General features: G+C 71.1%; 17 protein-coding genes. 10 read left to right on the top strand and 7 right to left on the bottom strand.

Translation table 11 applies throughout. The features are described from left to right. Positions 1-17: 17 nt before the first annotated feature. The 6 genes from clpS to B5D66_RS09995 all read left to right on the top strand — a co-directional run bounded on the left by clpS (position 18) and on the right by B5D66_RS09995 (position 4,435). On the top strand, positions 18-308 hold the full coding sequence (clpS, locus tag B5D66_RS10020) for an ATP-dependent Clp protease adapter ClpS (protein WP_078761413.1): 291 nt from the start codon (positions 18-20) through the stop codon (positions 306-308). Positions 309-325: 17 nt separating this feature from the next. After that, positions 326-901, top strand: coding sequence for a DUF2017 domain-containing protein (locus tag B5D66_RS10015; RefSeq protein ID WP_078761412.1), 576 nt, complete (start codon positions 326-328; stop codon positions 899-901). A gap of 268 nt (positions 902-1,169) precedes the next feature. Then, entirely contained in the window at positions 1,170-1,583 is a 414-nt protein-coding gene (locus tag B5D66_RS10010) for a M67 family metallopeptidase (RefSeq protein ID WP_078761411.1), read from the top strand. A 127-nt stretch (positions 1,584-1,710) separates the two neighbouring features. After that, positions 1,711-1,989, top strand: coding sequence for a MoaD/ThiS family protein (locus tag B5D66_RS10005; protein ID WP_078761410.1), 279 nt, complete (start codon positions 1,711-1,713; stop codon positions 1,987-1,989). 5 nt (positions 1,990-1,994) lie between these two features. Beyond that, a complete protein-coding gene (locus tag B5D66_RS10000) occupies positions 1,995-2,939 on the top strand; it encodes a PLP-dependent cysteine synthase family protein (protein WP_078761409.1) in 945 nt (314 codons plus the stop codon). Between the two features lie 176 nt (positions 2,940-3,115). After that, positions 3,116-4,435 (top strand): alpha/beta hydrolase family protein, encoded by a 1,320-nt coding sequence (locus tag B5D66_RS09995; RefSeq protein ID WP_078761408.1) that lies wholly within the window; start codon positions 3,116-3,118, stop codon positions 4,433-4,435. A 59-nt stretch (positions 4,436-4,494) separates the two neighbouring features. Here B5D66_RS09995 and B5D66_RS09990 read toward each other — a convergent pair whose 3' ends face one another. From B5D66_RS09990 to B5D66_RS09980, 3 genes are all read right to left on the bottom strand, one after another. Further along, positions 4,495-5,436 (bottom strand): CU044_5270 family protein, encoded by a 942-nt coding sequence (locus B5D66_RS09990; RefSeq protein ID WP_078761407.1) that lies wholly within the window; start codon positions 5,434-5,436, stop codon positions 4,495-4,497. A gap of 68 nt (positions 5,437-5,504) precedes the next feature. Next, positions 5,505-6,551: a CU044_5270 family protein gene (locus tag B5D66_RS09985; protein ID WP_078761406.1), complete on the bottom strand. Its 1,047-nt coding sequence runs from the start codon at positions 6,549-6,551 to the stop codon at positions 5,505-5,507. Beyond that, a complete protein-coding gene (locus B5D66_RS09980; RefSeq protein WP_078761405.1) occupies positions 6,548-7,183 on the bottom strand; it encodes an RNA polymerase sigma factor in 636 nt (211 codons plus the stop codon). Before B5D66_RS09980 ends, B5D66_RS09985 begins: the two co-directional genes overlap by 4 nt. A 106-nt stretch (positions 7,184-7,289) precedes the next feature. Here B5D66_RS09980 and B5D66_RS09975 point away from each other — a divergent pair, with 106 nt between their 5' ends. Both B5D66_RS09975 and B5D66_RS09970 read left to right on the top strand, forming a co-directional pair. Next, positions 7,290-8,096 carry a thioesterase family protein gene (locus B5D66_RS09975; RefSeq protein WP_078761404.1) on the top strand — a complete coding sequence of 269 codons (807 nt, stop codon included), beginning with the start codon at positions 7,290-7,292 and terminating at the stop codon, positions 8,094-8,096. Positions 8,097-8,295: 199 nt separating this feature from the next. Continuing rightward, the gene (locus B5D66_RS09970) at positions 8,296-9,084 is read left to right on the top strand and encodes an MBL fold metallo-hydrolase (protein ID WP_078761403.1); all 789 of its coding nucleotides are present in this window, start codon (positions 8,296-8,298) and stop codon (positions 9,082-9,084) included. A 57-nt stretch (positions 9,085-9,141) separates the two neighbouring features. Here the strand turns inward: B5D66_RS09970 and B5D66_RS09965 are convergent, their stop codons facing one another. The 3 genes from B5D66_RS09965 to B5D66_RS09955 all read right to left on the bottom strand — a co-directional run bounded on the left by B5D66_RS09965 (position 9,142) and on the right by B5D66_RS09955 (position 11,286). After that, positions 9,142-9,831 (bottom strand): hypothetical protein, encoded by a 690-nt coding sequence (locus B5D66_RS09965; RefSeq protein WP_078761402.1) that lies wholly within the window; start codon positions 9,829-9,831, stop codon positions 9,142-9,144. Positions 9,832-9,955: 124 nt separating this feature from the next. Then, on the bottom strand, positions 9,956-10,540 hold the full coding sequence (locus B5D66_RS09960) for a hypothetical protein (RefSeq protein ID WP_078761401.1): 585 nt from the start codon (positions 10,538-10,540) through the stop codon (positions 9,956-9,958). Between the two features lie 143 nt (positions 10,541-10,683). Beyond that, positions 10,684-11,286, bottom strand: coding sequence for a hypothetical protein (locus B5D66_RS09955; protein WP_078761400.1), 603 nt, complete (start codon positions 11,284-11,286; stop codon positions 10,684-10,686). A 221-nt stretch (positions 11,287-11,507) separates the two neighbouring features. On the opposite strand from B5D66_RS09955, the gene rph reads away from it, so the two are divergent. Further along, the gene (gene rph, locus B5D66_RS09950; protein ID WP_394330050.1) at positions 11,508-12,185 is read left to right on the top strand and encodes a ribonuclease PH; all 678 of its coding nucleotides are present in this window, start codon (positions 11,508-11,510) and stop codon (positions 12,183-12,185) included. Beyond that, complete coding sequence (rdgB, locus tag B5D66_RS09945; RefSeq protein WP_078761398.1) at positions 12,182-12,802, top strand: RdgB/HAM1 family non-canonical purine NTP pyrophosphatase; 621 nt, start codon at positions 12,182-12,184, stop codon at positions 12,800-12,802. The genes rph and rdgB overlap by 4 nt, the downstream gene beginning before the upstream one ends. Positions 12,803-12,830: 28 nt before the next feature. Here rdgB and B5D66_RS09940 read toward each other — a convergent pair whose 3' ends face one another. After that, positions 12,831-14,078: an Nramp family divalent metal transporter gene (locus tag B5D66_RS09940; protein ID WP_200813603.1), complete on the bottom strand. Its 1,248-nt coding sequence runs from the start codon at positions 14,076-14,078 to the stop codon at positions 12,831-12,833. Positions 14,079-14,951: the final 873 nt, after the last annotated feature.

Raw genomic sequence — 14,951 nt, 5'->3', positions numbered from 1 at the left:
GAGAAGGTGATGCGTCCATGACGACGGCGCCGGTCGAGCTGGAACGGCCGGAGACCGGGGAGGACGTACGGCCCGACATCCCATGGGTGACGATCGTGTGGAACGATCCGATCAACCTGATGTCCTATGTCACCTACGTCTTCCAGACGGTCTTCGGTTATCCCAAGAGCAAGGCTCACAAACTGATGCTGGACGTCCACCACAAGGGACGGGCCGTCGTCTCCAGCGGGACCCGTGAGGAGATGGAGCGCGACGTCTCCATCCTGCACGGCTACGGGCTGTGGGCGACCCTCCAGCAGGACGAGTAACGGACGGGGCAGCGCACATGACCATGGGATTCCGCCCGGCGCCCGGCGGCGCGGCCATCTCCCTCGACCCCGACGAGGCCGCCGTCCTGCGCTCGATGGCGGCGATGCTGCTGGGCCTGATCGAGGAACCGCGGGCCGACGACGAGTTCGCCAGGATCGTCGGCATCGGCTCCGAGACCGAACCCCCGAAGGACCCGGTCCTGGCCCGGCTGCTGCCCGACGCCTACACCGGTGACGCCGAGGCGGCCGGGGAGTTCCGTCGCTACACCGAGGACGACCTGCGCCGGCACAAGCGGGACAACGCCCAGGCCCTCGTCGACTCGTTGCCCGAGGCGGGCGGCGAGGTCGTGCTCGACCTCGCCGGCGGCCACGCCTGGCTCAAGGCGCTCAACGACGTCCGGCTGGCCCTGGGCACCCGCCTGGGGGTGGAGGAGGAGACCTACGAGGCCTATCTGAGGGGCCAGGCCGAACCCGCGGACGAGGCCAGCGCGGCGGCGCTGCACGTCTACGAGTGGCTCGGGGCGCTCCAGGACTCGCTGGTCCACGCGTTGAGCGGGGGCGACGACGGCGGCCCCGACGGGGACGCCTTCTGAGCGGCCGGCCCCTTCCGGACGGATCCGCCGCGCGGGACCCGGGCCGCCACGCCCCTCCGCGCGGCGGGCGCGAAGGAGCCGCCCTCCGCGCGGTCTCTCCGCCCCGGAGGGCGGACACCGTGGCGACGGGGCCCGGGCGCGGTGTCCGGACCCTGCCGACCCGGCGCCTGACGAGGGCGGGGACGCCCGGCCCGCGTGACAACCGCCACCCCGGGGATCGCATACCCAGCCAGTGGGTAGGGATAGCGCGTCGGATACGCTGAGTGCCATGCTGAGGATTGATCGCTCGATCTACGATCTGATCGTCGCCCACGCCCGCCGCGACCATCCTGACGAGGCGTGCGGCGTGGTGGCCGGTCCCGCGGGGACCGACCGTCCGGAGCGATTCATCGAGATGGTCAACGCCGAACGCTCGCCGACCTTCTACCGCTTCGACTCCCTCGAACAGCTCAAGGTCTGGCGCGAGATGGACGACCGCGACGAGGAGCCGGTGGTCATCTACCACTCCCACACCGCGACCGAGGCCTATCCCTCGCGCACCGACATCTCCTACGCCTCCGAGCCGAACGCCCACTACGTCCTGGTCTCCACCCGCGACCCCGAGACCGTGGAGTTCCGTTCCTACCGCATCGTGGACGGCGAGGTCACCGAAGAGCCCGTCGAGATCGTCGACGCCGCCTAGAGCGGTGGCCAAGGGCGGAATCAGCGCCCGCCGGCACGTGTTGGAGATCTACGCGACGGGCCGTTCGTACGCGCACGCCCGCGCGAGCAATGACGACCCACCGAAACTTCCTACGGAGAGACACCCCATGGCCATCGAGGTCCGCATTCCCACCATCCTGCGCAACCTCACCGGCGGCGAGAAGGCCGTCGAGGGCTCCGGCGCCACCCTCGCCGAGCTCATCTCCGACCTCGACGCCAACCACCCCGGTCTGGCCGAGCGTCTCGTCGAGGACGGCAAGCTGCGCCGCTTCGTCAACGTCTACCTCAACGACGAGGACGTGCGCTTCCTCGGCGGCCTGGAGACCAAGGTCAGCGACGGGGACACCGTCACGGTCCTGCCGGCCGTCGCCGGCGGCATGCGCTAGCCGTCATGCGATTCGACTCCCTTCTCGACTCCCTCGGCGGCACCCCGCTGGTGGGGCTGCCGCGGCTCTCGCCGTCCCCCGACGTCCGGCTGTGGGCCAAGCTCGAGGACCGCAACCCCACCGGCTCGATCAAGGACCGCGCCGCGTTCTACATGATCGAGCAGGCGGAGAAGGACGGCCTCCTCACCCCGGGGTGCACGATCCTAGAGCCGACCTCCGGCAACACCGGCATCTCGCTGGCCATGGTCGCCCGGCAACGCGGATACCGCATGGTCTGCGTCATGCCTGAGAACACCTCAGCCGAGCGGACCCAGCTGCTGCGGATGTGGGGCGCCCAGATCCACTACTCGCCGGCCGAGGGGGGCTCCAACGAGGCCGTGCGCGTCGCCAAGCGGATGGCCGAGGAACACCCTGACTGGGTGATGCTCTACCAGTACGGCAACCCGGCCAACGCCCGCGCGCACTACGAGACGACCGGTCCCGAACTGCTCGCCGACCTGCCCGAGATCACCCACTTCGTGGCCGGCCTGGGCACCACCGGGACGCTCATGGGGGTGGGGCGCTACCTGCGTGAGCACAGACCGGACGTGCGCATCGTCGCGGCCGAGCCCCGCTACGGGGAACTCGTCTATGGTCTGCGCAACCTCGACGAGGGCTTCGTCCCCGAGCTCTACGACGACTCGGTGCTGACCACGCGGTTCTCGGTCCCCTCCGACGCCGCGCTCAAGCGCACCCGCGAACTCCTCCAGGAGGGCATCTTCGCGGGCATCTCCACGGGTGGGGCGCTGCACGCGGCCCTGGGGATGGCGGCCAAGGCCGTCAAGGCCGGCGAACGCGCCGACATCGCCTTCGTCGTCGCCGACGCCGGTTGGAAGTACCTGTCCACCGGGGCCTACGAGGGCACGCTCGAAGAGGCCGAACAGCGCCTCGACGGCCAGCTCTGGGCCTGATAGCGATCCCCGGCGCGGCCGGGAGACGGGACCGCACCGGACCAGTCCGGTGCGGCCCCTTTCGCGTCCGAGGCCACGGGGGGAGAACCATTCCCTTCCGGTACGGTCACCACCACCCGGCCGGGTGGTGGCACCGTCATGGCCGCACCGGTCGCGCCCGGCGTAGCTTGCCGGGCATGTCGAACAGAACATCCATCCCCCGCGTCCGGGCGCTGGTCGCGGGAGCCGCGGCAGGACTCCTGCTCGCCTGCGCCGCGCCCGCCACCGCGGCGCAGGCCGACGGCGAGCCAGCCTCCGACGGCCTGATCCCGACCCTGCCCGAGCCCACCGGCCGGCACACGGTGGGAGTCACCGAACTCCACCTCGTCCAGCAGGGACGCCCCGACCCGTGGCTGCCCGACCGCGACCGGGAGCTGATGGTCGGGATCTGGTACCCGGCCAAAGCGGACCGGGAGGCGCGACCCGCCCCCTACATGCCCGAGGGCACCGCCGAGATCCTCGGCGCCGAGTTCACCGCGACGCTCGGCCTGGATCCGGAGGCCATCGACTACGGCGCCATCACCTCGGCGGGGCTGAGCGGGGCCCCGGCCGACACCCGTTCCGGCCCGCGCCCGGTCGTCCTCTTCTCGCCCGGCGGCGGGGTCTCGCGCACGCTGGGCACCGCCCTGGTGCAGGAGCTGGCCTCCCACGGCTACGTCGTCGTCACCGTCGACCACACCGGCGAGGCCCCCGTGCAGTTCCCCGGGGGCAGGGTGGAGACCTCACGGCTCGACGACATGCCGGAGGACAACCCCTACCTGGCGATGACGGACGCGCGGGTGGACGACGTCCGCTTCGTCCTGGACCAGCTGGAGGAGATCGCCTCGGGGGACAACCCCGACGCGCAGGGACGGGCGCTTCCGCGCGGCCTCGCCCGGGTGCTGGACCTGTCCCGGATCGGCGCGTTCGGGCACTCGGCGGGCGGGGCCACCTCGATCCACGCCATGGCCGAGGACGACCGGATCGACGCCGCGGTCGACATGGACGGTTCCGTCGTCCTCGGCAGGAACGAGGCGGAACGCGAGGCCTTCCGGGAGCGCTTCCCCGCCTCCACCGAGGGGGTGACCCGCCCCTTCATGTTCATGGGCGCCGCCCAGGAGGAGATCCCCGAGGAGGGCGGGGAACCGGTCGTCCACCCCAACACCCACGTGACGTTCGAGGACTGGGGCCGGTTGTGGGAGAACTCGCCCGGCTGGAAACGTGACCTGAACTTCCCCGAGGCGCGGCACTTCACCTTCACCGACCACCTCCTCTTCCTGCCGCGGATCCAGTCGGAACTCGGGCTGCCCCCCGAGGTGGTCGCCTCCGTCATCGGGCCCCTGCCCGACCCCGGACGCGCCTACGCCTCCCAGCACACCTACCTGAGGGCGTTCTTCGACCTGCACCTGCGCGGCCTGGCACGCCCCGTCCTCGACGGGGAGTCGCCGCACCACCCCGACGTGCGTTTCGTCCCCTGACACGGCGGCGGCGCGGCGCCCCGCCACGGGGACGCCGCGCCGCGGCGGGGCGCCCGCGGTCAGGACTTCCCGGCCGGCTCCTCGCCGGCCTCGTCCACGACACCGCTGTCGAGCACCGCCTGACCGTACAGGACGGTTCCCACCTCGATGTGGGAGGTCGCGGTGATCTGCAGCCGGCGCTCCCCGAGGTAGTCGAACGTCTCGGGGTCGAAGATCCACTCCACGCGTTCGCCCTCGCCGGCGTCCTCGTGGGCGATCGCGACACCGGGGCGTCCCGCCGTGTCCTCGACCCCCTCCACCACCATCGCGCCGGGCAGCAGGGCCGCCGCGCGGTACACCGCCGCCTCCAGGGCCGGCGGCAGCGGTTGGCCGTCCTCCAGCAACAGCGCCATCGCGGTGAACGCCCGGTGGTCGTCGTCCCGCCCGCGCCCCTCGGCCAGTCGCCGGTCGCGGATGTGCGTCAGGAACGCCTCGGGTTCGGTGGGCAGTCCGGCCTGGACCGCGTACAGGTCGGTCCAGGACCCGTCGATCTGTTCGACGGTCCACTCCGCGCCGTTCTCCCGGGCCAGTCCACGCGCGCCGGTGGATTCCTGGGCGACCCAGACCTCGAACTCGTTGGGGCCCGACGTCCCCATGGGGCCCTCCCCCCACTCGACCTGTTCCCCGATGGGGACCAGGCCGGTGGCCATGCTCCTGGCATAGAGGAAGTCGTCCGCGTCCACCTCGGGCGCGGGACGGGATTGCGCGGCCAGGGCCGCGCGTTCCAACAGCTCGGCCGCTCCTTCAGTGTCCCCTGGCCGCACCTCCACGACCACGGGCGCGGTCGTCTCGGGGATGGGCAGGTCGCGAGCCGTGGCGCCGGTGACGGCGACCAGGCCCACGGCCGCGGTCGTGACCACGCCCGCGCTCGTGATGGCCACCACGGCCGGCAGGGGGCGGCGGTACCAGGGTCGGCGCTGGATGGCGGGACGGGGGGTCTCGGTGTCGTTCACGGTGTTCATGGTCACTCCTTGTGGGGCTGGGGTGGGAGAAGCGGGGGAGAGGCGGGGAACAGGATCGGGGCGGGGGCTCACCGTGGGGCCCGTTCGTCGGGGAGCGCGCGCAGGTCCTCCACCACGGTCCGCGACAGCACGGCGACGCTGGAGGTGACCGTGCCGGCCGGGACGCCCTCACGTGTCTCCCTGGTCTGCACGGTGCGCTCACCGAGATAGGCGAAGGACGCCGGATCGAAGATCCACTCGACGCGCTCGCCACTGGCCTCGTCGGTGCGAGCCACCGCCACGCCGGCGCGCCCGGTCAGGTCCTCGGCCTCCTCGACCACGACCACGCCGGGGATGCGGGCGGCCGCTCGGTACAGGGCGGCGCCGAGGTCCGGGGGCGGCAGGGTCTCGGCCAGCAGTCCTCCGATCGTCGAGAACGCCCGCTGGTCGGCGTTGCCCCCCGCCCCCCGCCCGTCGGCGTAGACCATCTCCAGCAGCGCCTCGGGGTCGGTGGGCAGGGTGGTGAGGAAGTCGTGGCTGGGATCTTGGAGGTCGGCGTCCCCCGTCCCCTCCAGGGGCAGGCCCTCGGCCGGCTCCTCGCCCTCCTCCACGAGCAGGCCGCGCCGGCCGTCCGGCGAGGTCCACACCTGGCGCAGGCGCGGCCGGTCGGAGTGGATCTGGGTGGTGTAGGGGCTGGTGTCGGTGTCCACCACCACCTGGAGCGAGGACACCAGGCTCTCGACGTAGACGAATTGGTCGGGCTCCACCCGGACCTCGTCCCCCGCTGCGGCCAGGGCGATGTCGTCGAGCAGGGCCGGCGCCCCCGAGGGGTCGCCCTCGGCCACCGGCACCACGGTGGCCGGAACCAGGTCGGGCTCGTCGGCGCCGGGGACGGCCAGGCCCACCGCCACCGCGAGCGCCACCGAGGCGGCGACGGGCAGCAGGAACGGTCGGGGCAGGTGTCGGCGTCCTCTCCGCCGCGCCGTGGCGCGGCGGTCGGCCCGGATCGCCTCCAGCAGGAGTTCGCGGTGGGCGAGGTGGTGTCCGGGCGGAAGGTCCCGTTCCGCGGGCACCTCCGGCAACGGTAGGGCGCCGCTGTCATCGGCCCGCCCGGGAACGGGCGGAAGGGAGCTCATCGGTCGGCCTCCTTGTCGAACGGGGACGCGGGAGCGCGTCGCACCTCTACCTGTCCGCCGCGGCGCGCGGGTTCCCGCTTGAGGCCACCGGGGTCGTCGGCGACGAGCCGTTGCAACTTGGCCCGGGCGCGCGACAGGCGTGAACGGACGGTTCCCACCGGGAGGCCCAGCGCCTCCGCGGCGGAGGCGTAGTCCAGTCCGGCCCATACGCACAGTGAGATGACCTCGCGCTCGGCGCGCCGTAGACGTCCCATCGCCGCGTGGACGGCCCGCAGCCGCTCGACGTCGTCCAGCCGCCCGGCGGAGTCGTCGGAGAAGTCGGGCACCACGAAGTCGTCCGGGGACAACCGGGCCAGGGCCGCCCTGCGGCGGCGCGCGCCCCGGGTGAAGTTGCGCGCCGTGTTGGTCGCGATCCCCAGCAGCCAGGGCAGCAGGGAGCCGCCCTCGGCGTCGACGCGCCCGCGCAGCCGCCAGGCCTCCAGGAAGGTCATCGCCATGATCTCCTCGGCCGTCGACCAGTCCGCGGTCAGCCGGAAGCCGTGGTTGTACACGGCGCGCGCGTGCTCGTCGAAGAGCTGTGCGAAGGCGTCGGGGTCGCCCGCGCGGACGCGCTCTCGTATCTCGGTGGTCACCTGATCAAGCTGTCCGTCGCGGGGAACGGGTTCCCGTGACCCGGGTCACTCCCGGGAGCGGGACCCTGCCTGGAATTACTGGAACGGGATTCGGTTCAATGGCCCCATGACGCGATTCGATTCCGCCACCGCGGTCACCAGGACCGGCGATGGCCACTACACCGCGGAGCTCGACCCCGGCTACCTCATCGGCTCCGCCCTCAACGGGGGCTACCTCATGGCGGTGCTCCAGCGCGCGGCGCTGGCCGAGTCCACCCATCCGCACGCGGTCTCCTCCTCCTATCACTTCCTGCGTCCCGGCGCCCCCGGGCCGGCCGACATCGAACTCGCCGTCCGCAAGACCGGGCGCACCGTCACCACCGTCCAGGTCACCCTGAGCCAGGCCGGCAAGGAGCTGGTCACCGGTCTCGTCGCCACCGCCACGCTCGACCCCGCCGCCACGCCGCGCCACGAGACCGCGCGCGCCGACATCCCGCCCATCGAGCGGTGCCACCGCTTCGACCCCCGGGCGGACCGCTCCGCCGACATGGGCTTCCCCGACCGCGTCGACCAGTTCTACGCGCCCCGGACCTACGCCGCGCTGAGCGGATCCGACCCCGCGGCCGAACCCGAGATCACCGGTCACCTCGCGCCCAGCGAAGCCGACGGGGGCGCGGTCGAGGACCCCTCCCTCTTCCTACCGCTCGCGGTGGACGCGCTGCCCCCCGTCGTCACGGTGCTGGACTCCTGGCGCTGGGCTCCCACCGTGGAGCTCACCTGGCACATGCGAGCCGTCCCCGAACCCGGACCGTTGGCCTTCCGCTCCCGCGCCGACCTGGTCAGCGACGGCTGGTTCGACGAGACCGTGGACCTGTGGGACGTGAAGGGAAGGCTCGTCGCACAGAGCCGGCAGCTCGCCCGGATCGGACGCTGAAATACCGTCCTGAAATGGGATAAGTCGGTGAGATGCATCCTGTGAAAGCGTCACATGTGATATCCACCGCGTGAGACGCGGGCCACATTTGGTACCACCGCGGCGGTCATTGGGGTACACCCGTAAGACGGAGACGTCCCGGTCCGCGCAACACCCCGGTCGTCTTCGCGGAGGCATCTCACCGAAAAGGCTTTGCGACGTGCGACTCACCATCATCGGCTCATCCGGGAGCTTTCCCGGGCCCGACAGCCCCGCGTCCTGTTACCTCGTGGAGGCCGGCGGCTTCCGTCTGCTGCTGGACATGGGCAACGGCGCGCTCGGCGCCCTCCAGAGGTACGTCGACATCTACAGTATCGACGCCGTCTACCTCAGCCACCTGCACGCCGACCACTGTTTCGACCTGTGCTCCTACTGGGTGGCCCGCACCTACCCGGTCAGCGGCCGCAAGCCGCGCATCCCCGTGTTCGGCCCGACCGGCGTGGCCGACCGTATGGCCGAGGCCTACGGCCTGGACCCCGACCCCGGCATGCGCGAGACGTTCGACTTCGTCGAACTGACCCCCGGCAGGCGCGAGATCGGCCCGTTCACCGCGCACGTCGACCTCGTCAACCACCCCGTCGAGGCGTTCGGCATCCGGCTGGAGCACGAGGGCGCCTCGCTCACCTACTCCGGTGACACCGGCACCTGCGACTCCCTGGTGCGGCTCGCCCGCGATACCGACCTGTTCCTGTGCGAGGCCTCCTTCCACGACCACGAGGAGCACCCCGAGGACATGCACCTCACCGGCAGCGAGGCCGGGGAGATCGCCGGCCTGGCCGGCGCGCGCAAACTCGTCCTCACCCACCTCGTCCCGTGGAATGACGATCGCAGGACACTGGCCGAAGCCCGGACCACCTACCGGGGACCGATCGAACTCGCCCGGGGCGGAACCGTCTACGAGATCACCCGCCCCGGTCTGCGCGGGGCGCAGATCGCGACCGTCGGCTGAGCGCCGGACCGCGCCTCCGGCCACCACGGGGCGACACCGAGGGGCCGGCGGCGGGGCTCACCCTCCGGAGGGCTCCCCACCGGAGGGCGGCGGCTCCACCGCGGCACCGTCGGCCCCGGCGAGCACCTCGTCGGCCGTGGCCACCGCGACATCGAGCAGGTCGTCGTCGCCGATCCGCTCGGAGTTGTCGGTCAGGGTCACCAGCAGCCCCGGCAGGTGCAGGGAGACCCCGGAGAAGACCTCGCCGGTACGCCACTGCCCGAGCCCGCCGAGTCCGGAGACCTCCGGTGTCGTGAAGAAGGACGGATCGCCCGACGTCTCCGCTGGAACGTGGCCCGGGTAGTCCACGAGGCTCCCGCCGGGGGCATAGGTCACCATCACGACCTCGCTCCAGTCCTCGGCGCTGAAGCCCGCCCATGAACACTCCAGCCGGGAGTCCGTCCGCACCTCCTCGAACTCCGGCTCGGCGAGCCGGTCGGCGAACTCGCCCATCTGCTCCTTGAGACCGGCGGCCTCGCAGGAGTCGGGCAACGGCAGCGGCTCCACCGGCTCGGCGCCCTCCAGCTCGGTGGGGCTGGGGACCGGGAGCACCCCCGAGGCCACGGGTTGCGGACTCGTCGACGCCGACGGCTCCACCGCCGCGGCCTCACCGTTGCGCGCGCCACACCCGGTCGCCGCGACGAGCGCGATCACCGCGGTCCCGGCCGTGATCCGATGGGAGGTCGAGGCTGTGGACTCCAGGGGCATGCTGACCGTCTCCGTGCTCGGCGGGTGGCGTCCCGTGATCGGGCAGGGGCGCCGCCCGTGAGACGTCGGTACACGGGCGACGACACCCATCGTTTCATCTCTTCAGAGACGCTCGGACCACACCTCAGGGAAGGTCCTGTGCCGCGGCCAGCACGATCTCCTCCAGCCGGCCCTGGCCCAGCTCCATCCCCACGGAGTTCGCGGTGACGCTCACCCCCGGCAGGTACAGCACCGCGCTGCGGCCCACCGACCCCAGGTCGAGGTAGTGGAGTTTGCCGCCCAGCGCCGCGGACTCGGCGGTGGTGTACACGCCCATCGACGCCTCGGCCGCGGGGTCGGCCCCCTCCGGGTCGGCGTAGGTCTCGCCGCTTTGGAACTGCACGAACAGATAGCGCCCGGAATCGGCCGCACCCCACCGGCAGGCCAGTACCGACCCCTCGGCGGTCTCGCCGAAGGGCAGCCCCGCGGTGTGGGCGGCGACGGCCGCCTCGGCATGGCTGCCCACGCACGTCGCGGGCAACCCCTCGGCCAATGGCGCGACACTCGGCGGCGCCGACGCCGCGGAGGGCGACACCGAGGGGGAGGGGGCGGGAGCCGGTTCCTGCGCCGCGGAACTCCCGCCGCAGGCCGTGGTCAGCGCGACCAGCGCCGTGGCGGCGGCCAGCGCCGCGGGTCGGGGGAGGCGGGGAGTGTGCGAGACCGTCGTCATGTGGATCCTCGTCGGGACCGGGAACGGGAGGACCGCCCGTCTGCGTCGGCGCGGAACGGCAGGGACGGCGGCTCCATCGTGACAGCTCCCCGGACCGGCCGGGGCCCGTTCCGCGCGAACGGCGCGGGCCCCGGACGCGCGGATCAGCGCAGTTGCCCGGCCGCCGCGATGACGATGGCCTCCAGCTCCGCCGTCTCCAGCGGGGTGAAGACCGACACGGCGGTGATCACCGGACCGTCGGGAAGGTGCAGCGAGACGGTGCTGCCGCCGAGGTCCTCCACCTGCACCTTCTGCAGGACGCCGCCCAGTTCCTCGACCTCCGGGAGGGTGTAGACCTCGTCGCCGTCGACCACGCCCTCGATCTCCGCGAGGTTCGGACCGCTCGAGGTGTAGTCGACGCCGATGGTGGACATCTCACCGCTGCCCAGGTCCACGCCGACCCACAGGCAGGACAGCTGTCCCTCGGCGCCCTGCTCCTCGAAGATCATGTCGTCGGTGATGTGAGCGGCGACGGCCGTCTCGGTACCGGCCTGCTCGCAGTCGGCGGGTACCGCGATCGGCCCGGTCGCCGCTTCCTGCTCCTCGGCGGGGGTCGCCTCGGCGCTCTCCTCCGTGGCGGCCGGGCTCTCCTGCGCGGGGGCGGGCTCGGGAGCGGCGCCGCAACCGGTCAGCACGGCACCCGCGGCAAGGACGAACCCGCCCGCGAGCAGTCGGGAGAGGAGGGGGGACGAAGGGGAGAGGCTCACATGTGCTCTTTCGATGAAGGGGACCGCTATAGATCGGGTCCCGGAAGTGGGGCGAGGCGATTCTCGCCGCCGAGTACGACAAATACGGCATTCAGCCCAATGAGGACAAGCTTTTTTGGATAACCGCAGTACTCTCCGAGCGCGCACACCCGTGCGTGGCCCCCGATAGGCTTCGGGACATGGCTCGACCCGACGGACGCGCTCCGAACGAACTCCGGCCCGTGACGATCACCCGCAACTGGCTCCGCCACGCCGAGGGCTCCGCCCTCATCGAATTCGGCGACACCCGCGTCCTCTGCGCGGCCAGCGTCGAGGACGGCGTGCCACGCTGGAAGAGGGGTACCGGGGAGGGCTGGGTCACCGCCGAGTACGCGATGCTGCCGCGCTCCACCGACACCCGCGGCGCCCGCGAGTCGGTCAAGGGCAAGATCGGCGGACGCACCCACGAGATCTCCCGGCTCATCGGCCGCTCCCTGCGCGCCGTCATCGACTTCAAGGCCATGGGAGAGCACACGATCACCCTCGACTGCGACGTCCTCCAGGCCGACGGCGGCACCCGCACCGCCGCCATCACGGGCGCCTACGTCGCGCTCGCCGACGCGGTCAAGTACCTGCGTAAACACCGCAACCTGAAGAACAACCCGCTCACCGGGTCGGTGGCGGCCGTCAGCGTCGGGGTGGTCCAGGGGCGTCCCCGCCTCGACCTCAACTACCTCGAGGACTCCGTCGCCCAGACCGACATGAACGTGGTCGTCACCGGCGACGGCCGCTTCATCGAGGTCCAGGGCACCGCCGAGGGCGCCCCCTTCGACCGGGCCGAGCTCGACACCCTCCTCGATCTCGCGGTCGCCGGCTGCGCCGAACTGACCACCCTCCAGAAGAAGGCCCTCGCCGGATGAGCGCCACCACCATCGTCCTGGCCACGCACAACGCGAAGAAGGTCCCCGAGATGCGGGCCATCCTGGCCGCGGCCGGGCTGAACATCGACGTGGTGGGGCTCGACCTGCATCCGGACGCCCCCGACGTCGCCGAGACCGAGAACACCTTCAGCGGCAACGCCCTGCTCAAGGCGCGGGCCGTCGCCGCCCACACGGGACTGCCCGCGGTCGCCGACGACTCCGGGCTGCGCGTCGACGAGCTCAACGGCATGCCCGGGGTCCTCTCCGCGCGCTGGTCCGGCAGCTTCGGCGCGGCCACCGGGGACAAGGACGCCGCCAATCTCCGTCTCCTCCTCGACCAGCTCGCCGACACCCCGGCCGAACGCCGCGGCGCCCAGTTCGTCTCGGCCGCCGCCGTCGTCCTGCCGAGCGGCGAGGAGCATGTCGTCGAGGGAGTCCTCGCCGGCCACCTCACCACCGAGCCCCGCGGTGCCAACGGCTTCGGCTACGACCCGATCTTCGTCCCCGACGGCGAGACGCGGACCACGGCGGAGCTCAGCCCCGAGGAGAAGAACGCGATCAGCCACCGCGGCATCGCCTTCCGAGCCCTCGCCGCCTGGCTGCGCGACCACCTGTGACACGCCCCGGGGTCCGGCGGGGCGGGGATCAGCCGCCCTGCACCGTCGACCACAGTTCGTTCGCGCACAGCACGATGAACAGCAGCCCGGCGATGACCAGGCCGACGTTGCTCACCCAGCCGTTGCGCCACTCCCGCGGCGTCCGCGACGAGTTCAGCAGCCACAGCAGCGTCAGCGCCAGGAACGGCATGAAGAACGAGCCGAGCACCCCGTAGACGATGACCAGCTGGAACGGCTTGCCCAGCAGCAACAGCAGCATCGGCGGGAAGGTCAGCCACAGCAGGTAGGCCCGGAACTCCCAGCTCCGCTCGCGCTCCTCCACCGGCCGGTTCACCTTTCCGCGCAGGTGACCGACGAAGTCGGCGAACAGCAGGCTGACCCCGTGCCACACGCCCAGCACCGAGGTGAAGGCCGCGGCGAAGAAGCCGACGAGGAACACCACCGAGACGGTCCGGCCGAACCGGTCCTCCAGCACCACCGACAGGTCCAGCAGCCCTCGATCGCCCTCGTTCAACGCGATGTTGCTGGAGTACAGCAGCTCCGCGCCGACGATCAGCGTCGCGATGACGAAGAGCCCGGTCATGACGTAGGCGACCCGGTTGTCCCAGCGCATCACCCGCATCCACGTGGCGTCGCGCCATCCCTTGGCGTTCACCCAGTACCCGTAGGCCGCCATCGTGATCGTGCCGCCCACGCCGCCGAGCAGGCTCAGCGTGTAGAAGGTGGACCCCTCGGGCAGGGTCGGGACCAGGCCGGTGAGCACCTCCCCCAGGTTGGGGGTGACGACGATCGCGAGCCCCACCACGGTCACGAACATCAGGCCCACGAGGACCGTCATGACCTTCTCGAAGACCGCGTAGTTGTTGAACCAGACGAACAGCAGGCCGGCCACGCCGACGATCATCGCCCAGCCCCACACGGGGAGCACGGGGAACAGGGCGTTGAGCGGAAGCGCCGTCGCCGACATCGCGGTGGCGCCGTAGACGAAGCCCCAGATGACGATGTAGGGGGCGAAGTAGACGTGGGTCCAGCGGCCGATGTCGGTCCAGCCGTCGAAGATGGTGCGGCCGGTCGCCAGGTGCCACCGTCCCGTCGCCTCCGCGAGGGAGATCTTCACCAGGCAGCCGATGATCGTCGCCCACAAGAGGGTGTAGCCGAAACGTTCGCCGGCCATCAGGGTCGCCACGAGGTCGCCGGTACCGACCCCCGTGGCGGCCACGACGATGCCGGGCCCGATGAGCTTCCAGCTCGCCTTCCGTTGTTCGGTGAGAGCCACGCCCGCCCTTTCTCAAGTCCGAAATGGTGGCAGAAGCGTAGATCGATGATCGTTCGCAGCGGTGGGTGCGCGATCAGTCTTCTCTGGATTGATATGACCGGCCTCACTCCGCCGGCAGGAGACGAGGCGGAGGGTGAGGGGGAGGGCCGTGCCCGCGTCGAGGGGCACCGAGGGAGATCTCCCCAAGGTGGCCGAGAGCGGTTTGAGGCACCGGTGGCATGGGGTAGTGTTCTCCGAGTCGCCTCCTCGTGGCCGTCGGGCCACGGCGGGGTGAAGGACTCCTGAAAGATCCGGTTGAAGCAGTGTCTTCCCTCGGGTACAGTAGGGAGGCCGAGGATCTCGGGAAGCGGACATCTGTCTGGATGGCCGTCCGGATCCGTCTTCACGGGACGCCGCGATCGCCTCGGCGATCGCCCCCTCTTCCGAAAACACGATTTCCGATGAGATCGATTTGTCGTCGGTCTTGTCGGGTGTTGAGTCGTCGCATCCTTCCTTTTGGTGAAGGATCGCCTCGGCGGGAAAAGGGGGTCCTTTTCGGGGTTGTTGAGTTCGGAATCGCCGGTTTGGCGGGGTCGGAACGCCCTGATAAAGTGAAGACACAACGGAACGCGGGACCTGGACACTCTCCGGAAAACGCGAACCGATTCCCGGTTTCATCAGGGAAACCCGGAAAGCGCCGATTCGACGCCGGACGGAACACCTGATAAAGTGGGAACACAACAAAGCGGAAGCGCCGCCTCTGCGGAAGAGCATCGGACGAGGGTTCGGGCTTGTAGGCGAGGATGCGGTTGTTTTTTGAGAACTCAACAGCGCGTGTTCGATTTTCTTTAAGCCAAGTTTGTTTTGGCCCCGTCCACCACGATGGTGGTGGGT

The sequence above is a fragment of the Marinactinospora thermotolerans DSM 45154 genome, assembly GCF_900167435.1.
Classification (GTDB): domain Bacteria; phylum Actinomycetota; class Actinomycetes; order Streptosporangiales; family Streptosporangiaceae; genus Marinactinospora; species Marinactinospora thermotolerans.
This window is presented reverse-complemented; position numbering and strand designations above follow the sequence as displayed.

Coding starts and splice junctions, on each gene's coding strand:
- clpS (WP_078761413.1), top strand. CDS start 18: ATGACGACGGCGCCGGTCGAGCTGGAACGGCCGGAGACCGGGGAGGAC.
- B5D66_RS10015 (WP_078761412.1), top strand. CDS start 326: ATGACCATGGGATTCCGCCCGGCGCCCGGCGGCGCGGCCATCTCCCTC.
- B5D66_RS10010 (WP_078761411.1), top strand. CDS start 1,170: ATGCTGAGGATTGATCGCTCGATCTACGATCTGATCGTCGCCCACGCC.
- B5D66_RS10005 (WP_078761410.1), top strand. CDS start 1,711: ATGGCCATCGAGGTCCGCATTCCCACCATCCTGCGCAACCTCACCGGC.
- B5D66_RS10000 (WP_078761409.1), top strand. CDS start 1,995: ATGCGATTCGACTCCCTTCTCGACTCCCTCGGCGGCACCCCGCTGGTG.
- B5D66_RS09995 (WP_078761408.1), top strand. CDS start 3,116: ATGTCGAACAGAACATCCATCCCCCGCGTCCGGGCGCTGGTCGCGGGA.
- B5D66_RS09990 (WP_078761407.1), bottom strand. CDS start 5,436: ATGAACACCGTGAACGACACCGAGACCCCCCGTCCCGCCATCCAGCGC.
- B5D66_RS09985 (WP_078761406.1), bottom strand. CDS start 6,551: ATGAGCTCCCTTCCGCCCGTTCCCGGGCGGGCCGATGACAGCGGCGCC.
- B5D66_RS09975 (WP_078761404.1), top strand. CDS start 7,290: ATGACGCGATTCGATTCCGCCACCGCGGTCACCAGGACCGGCGATGGC.
- B5D66_RS09965 (WP_078761402.1), bottom strand. CDS start 9,831: ATGCCCCTGGAGTCCACAGCCTCGACCTCCCATCGGATCACGGCCGGG.
- B5D66_RS09960 (WP_078761401.1), bottom strand. CDS start 10,540: ATGACGACGGTCTCGCACACTCCCCGCCTCCCCCGACCCGCGGCGCTG.
- rdgB (WP_078761398.1), top strand. CDS start 12,182: ATGAGCGCCACCACCATCGTCCTGGCCACGCACAACGCGAAGAAGGTC.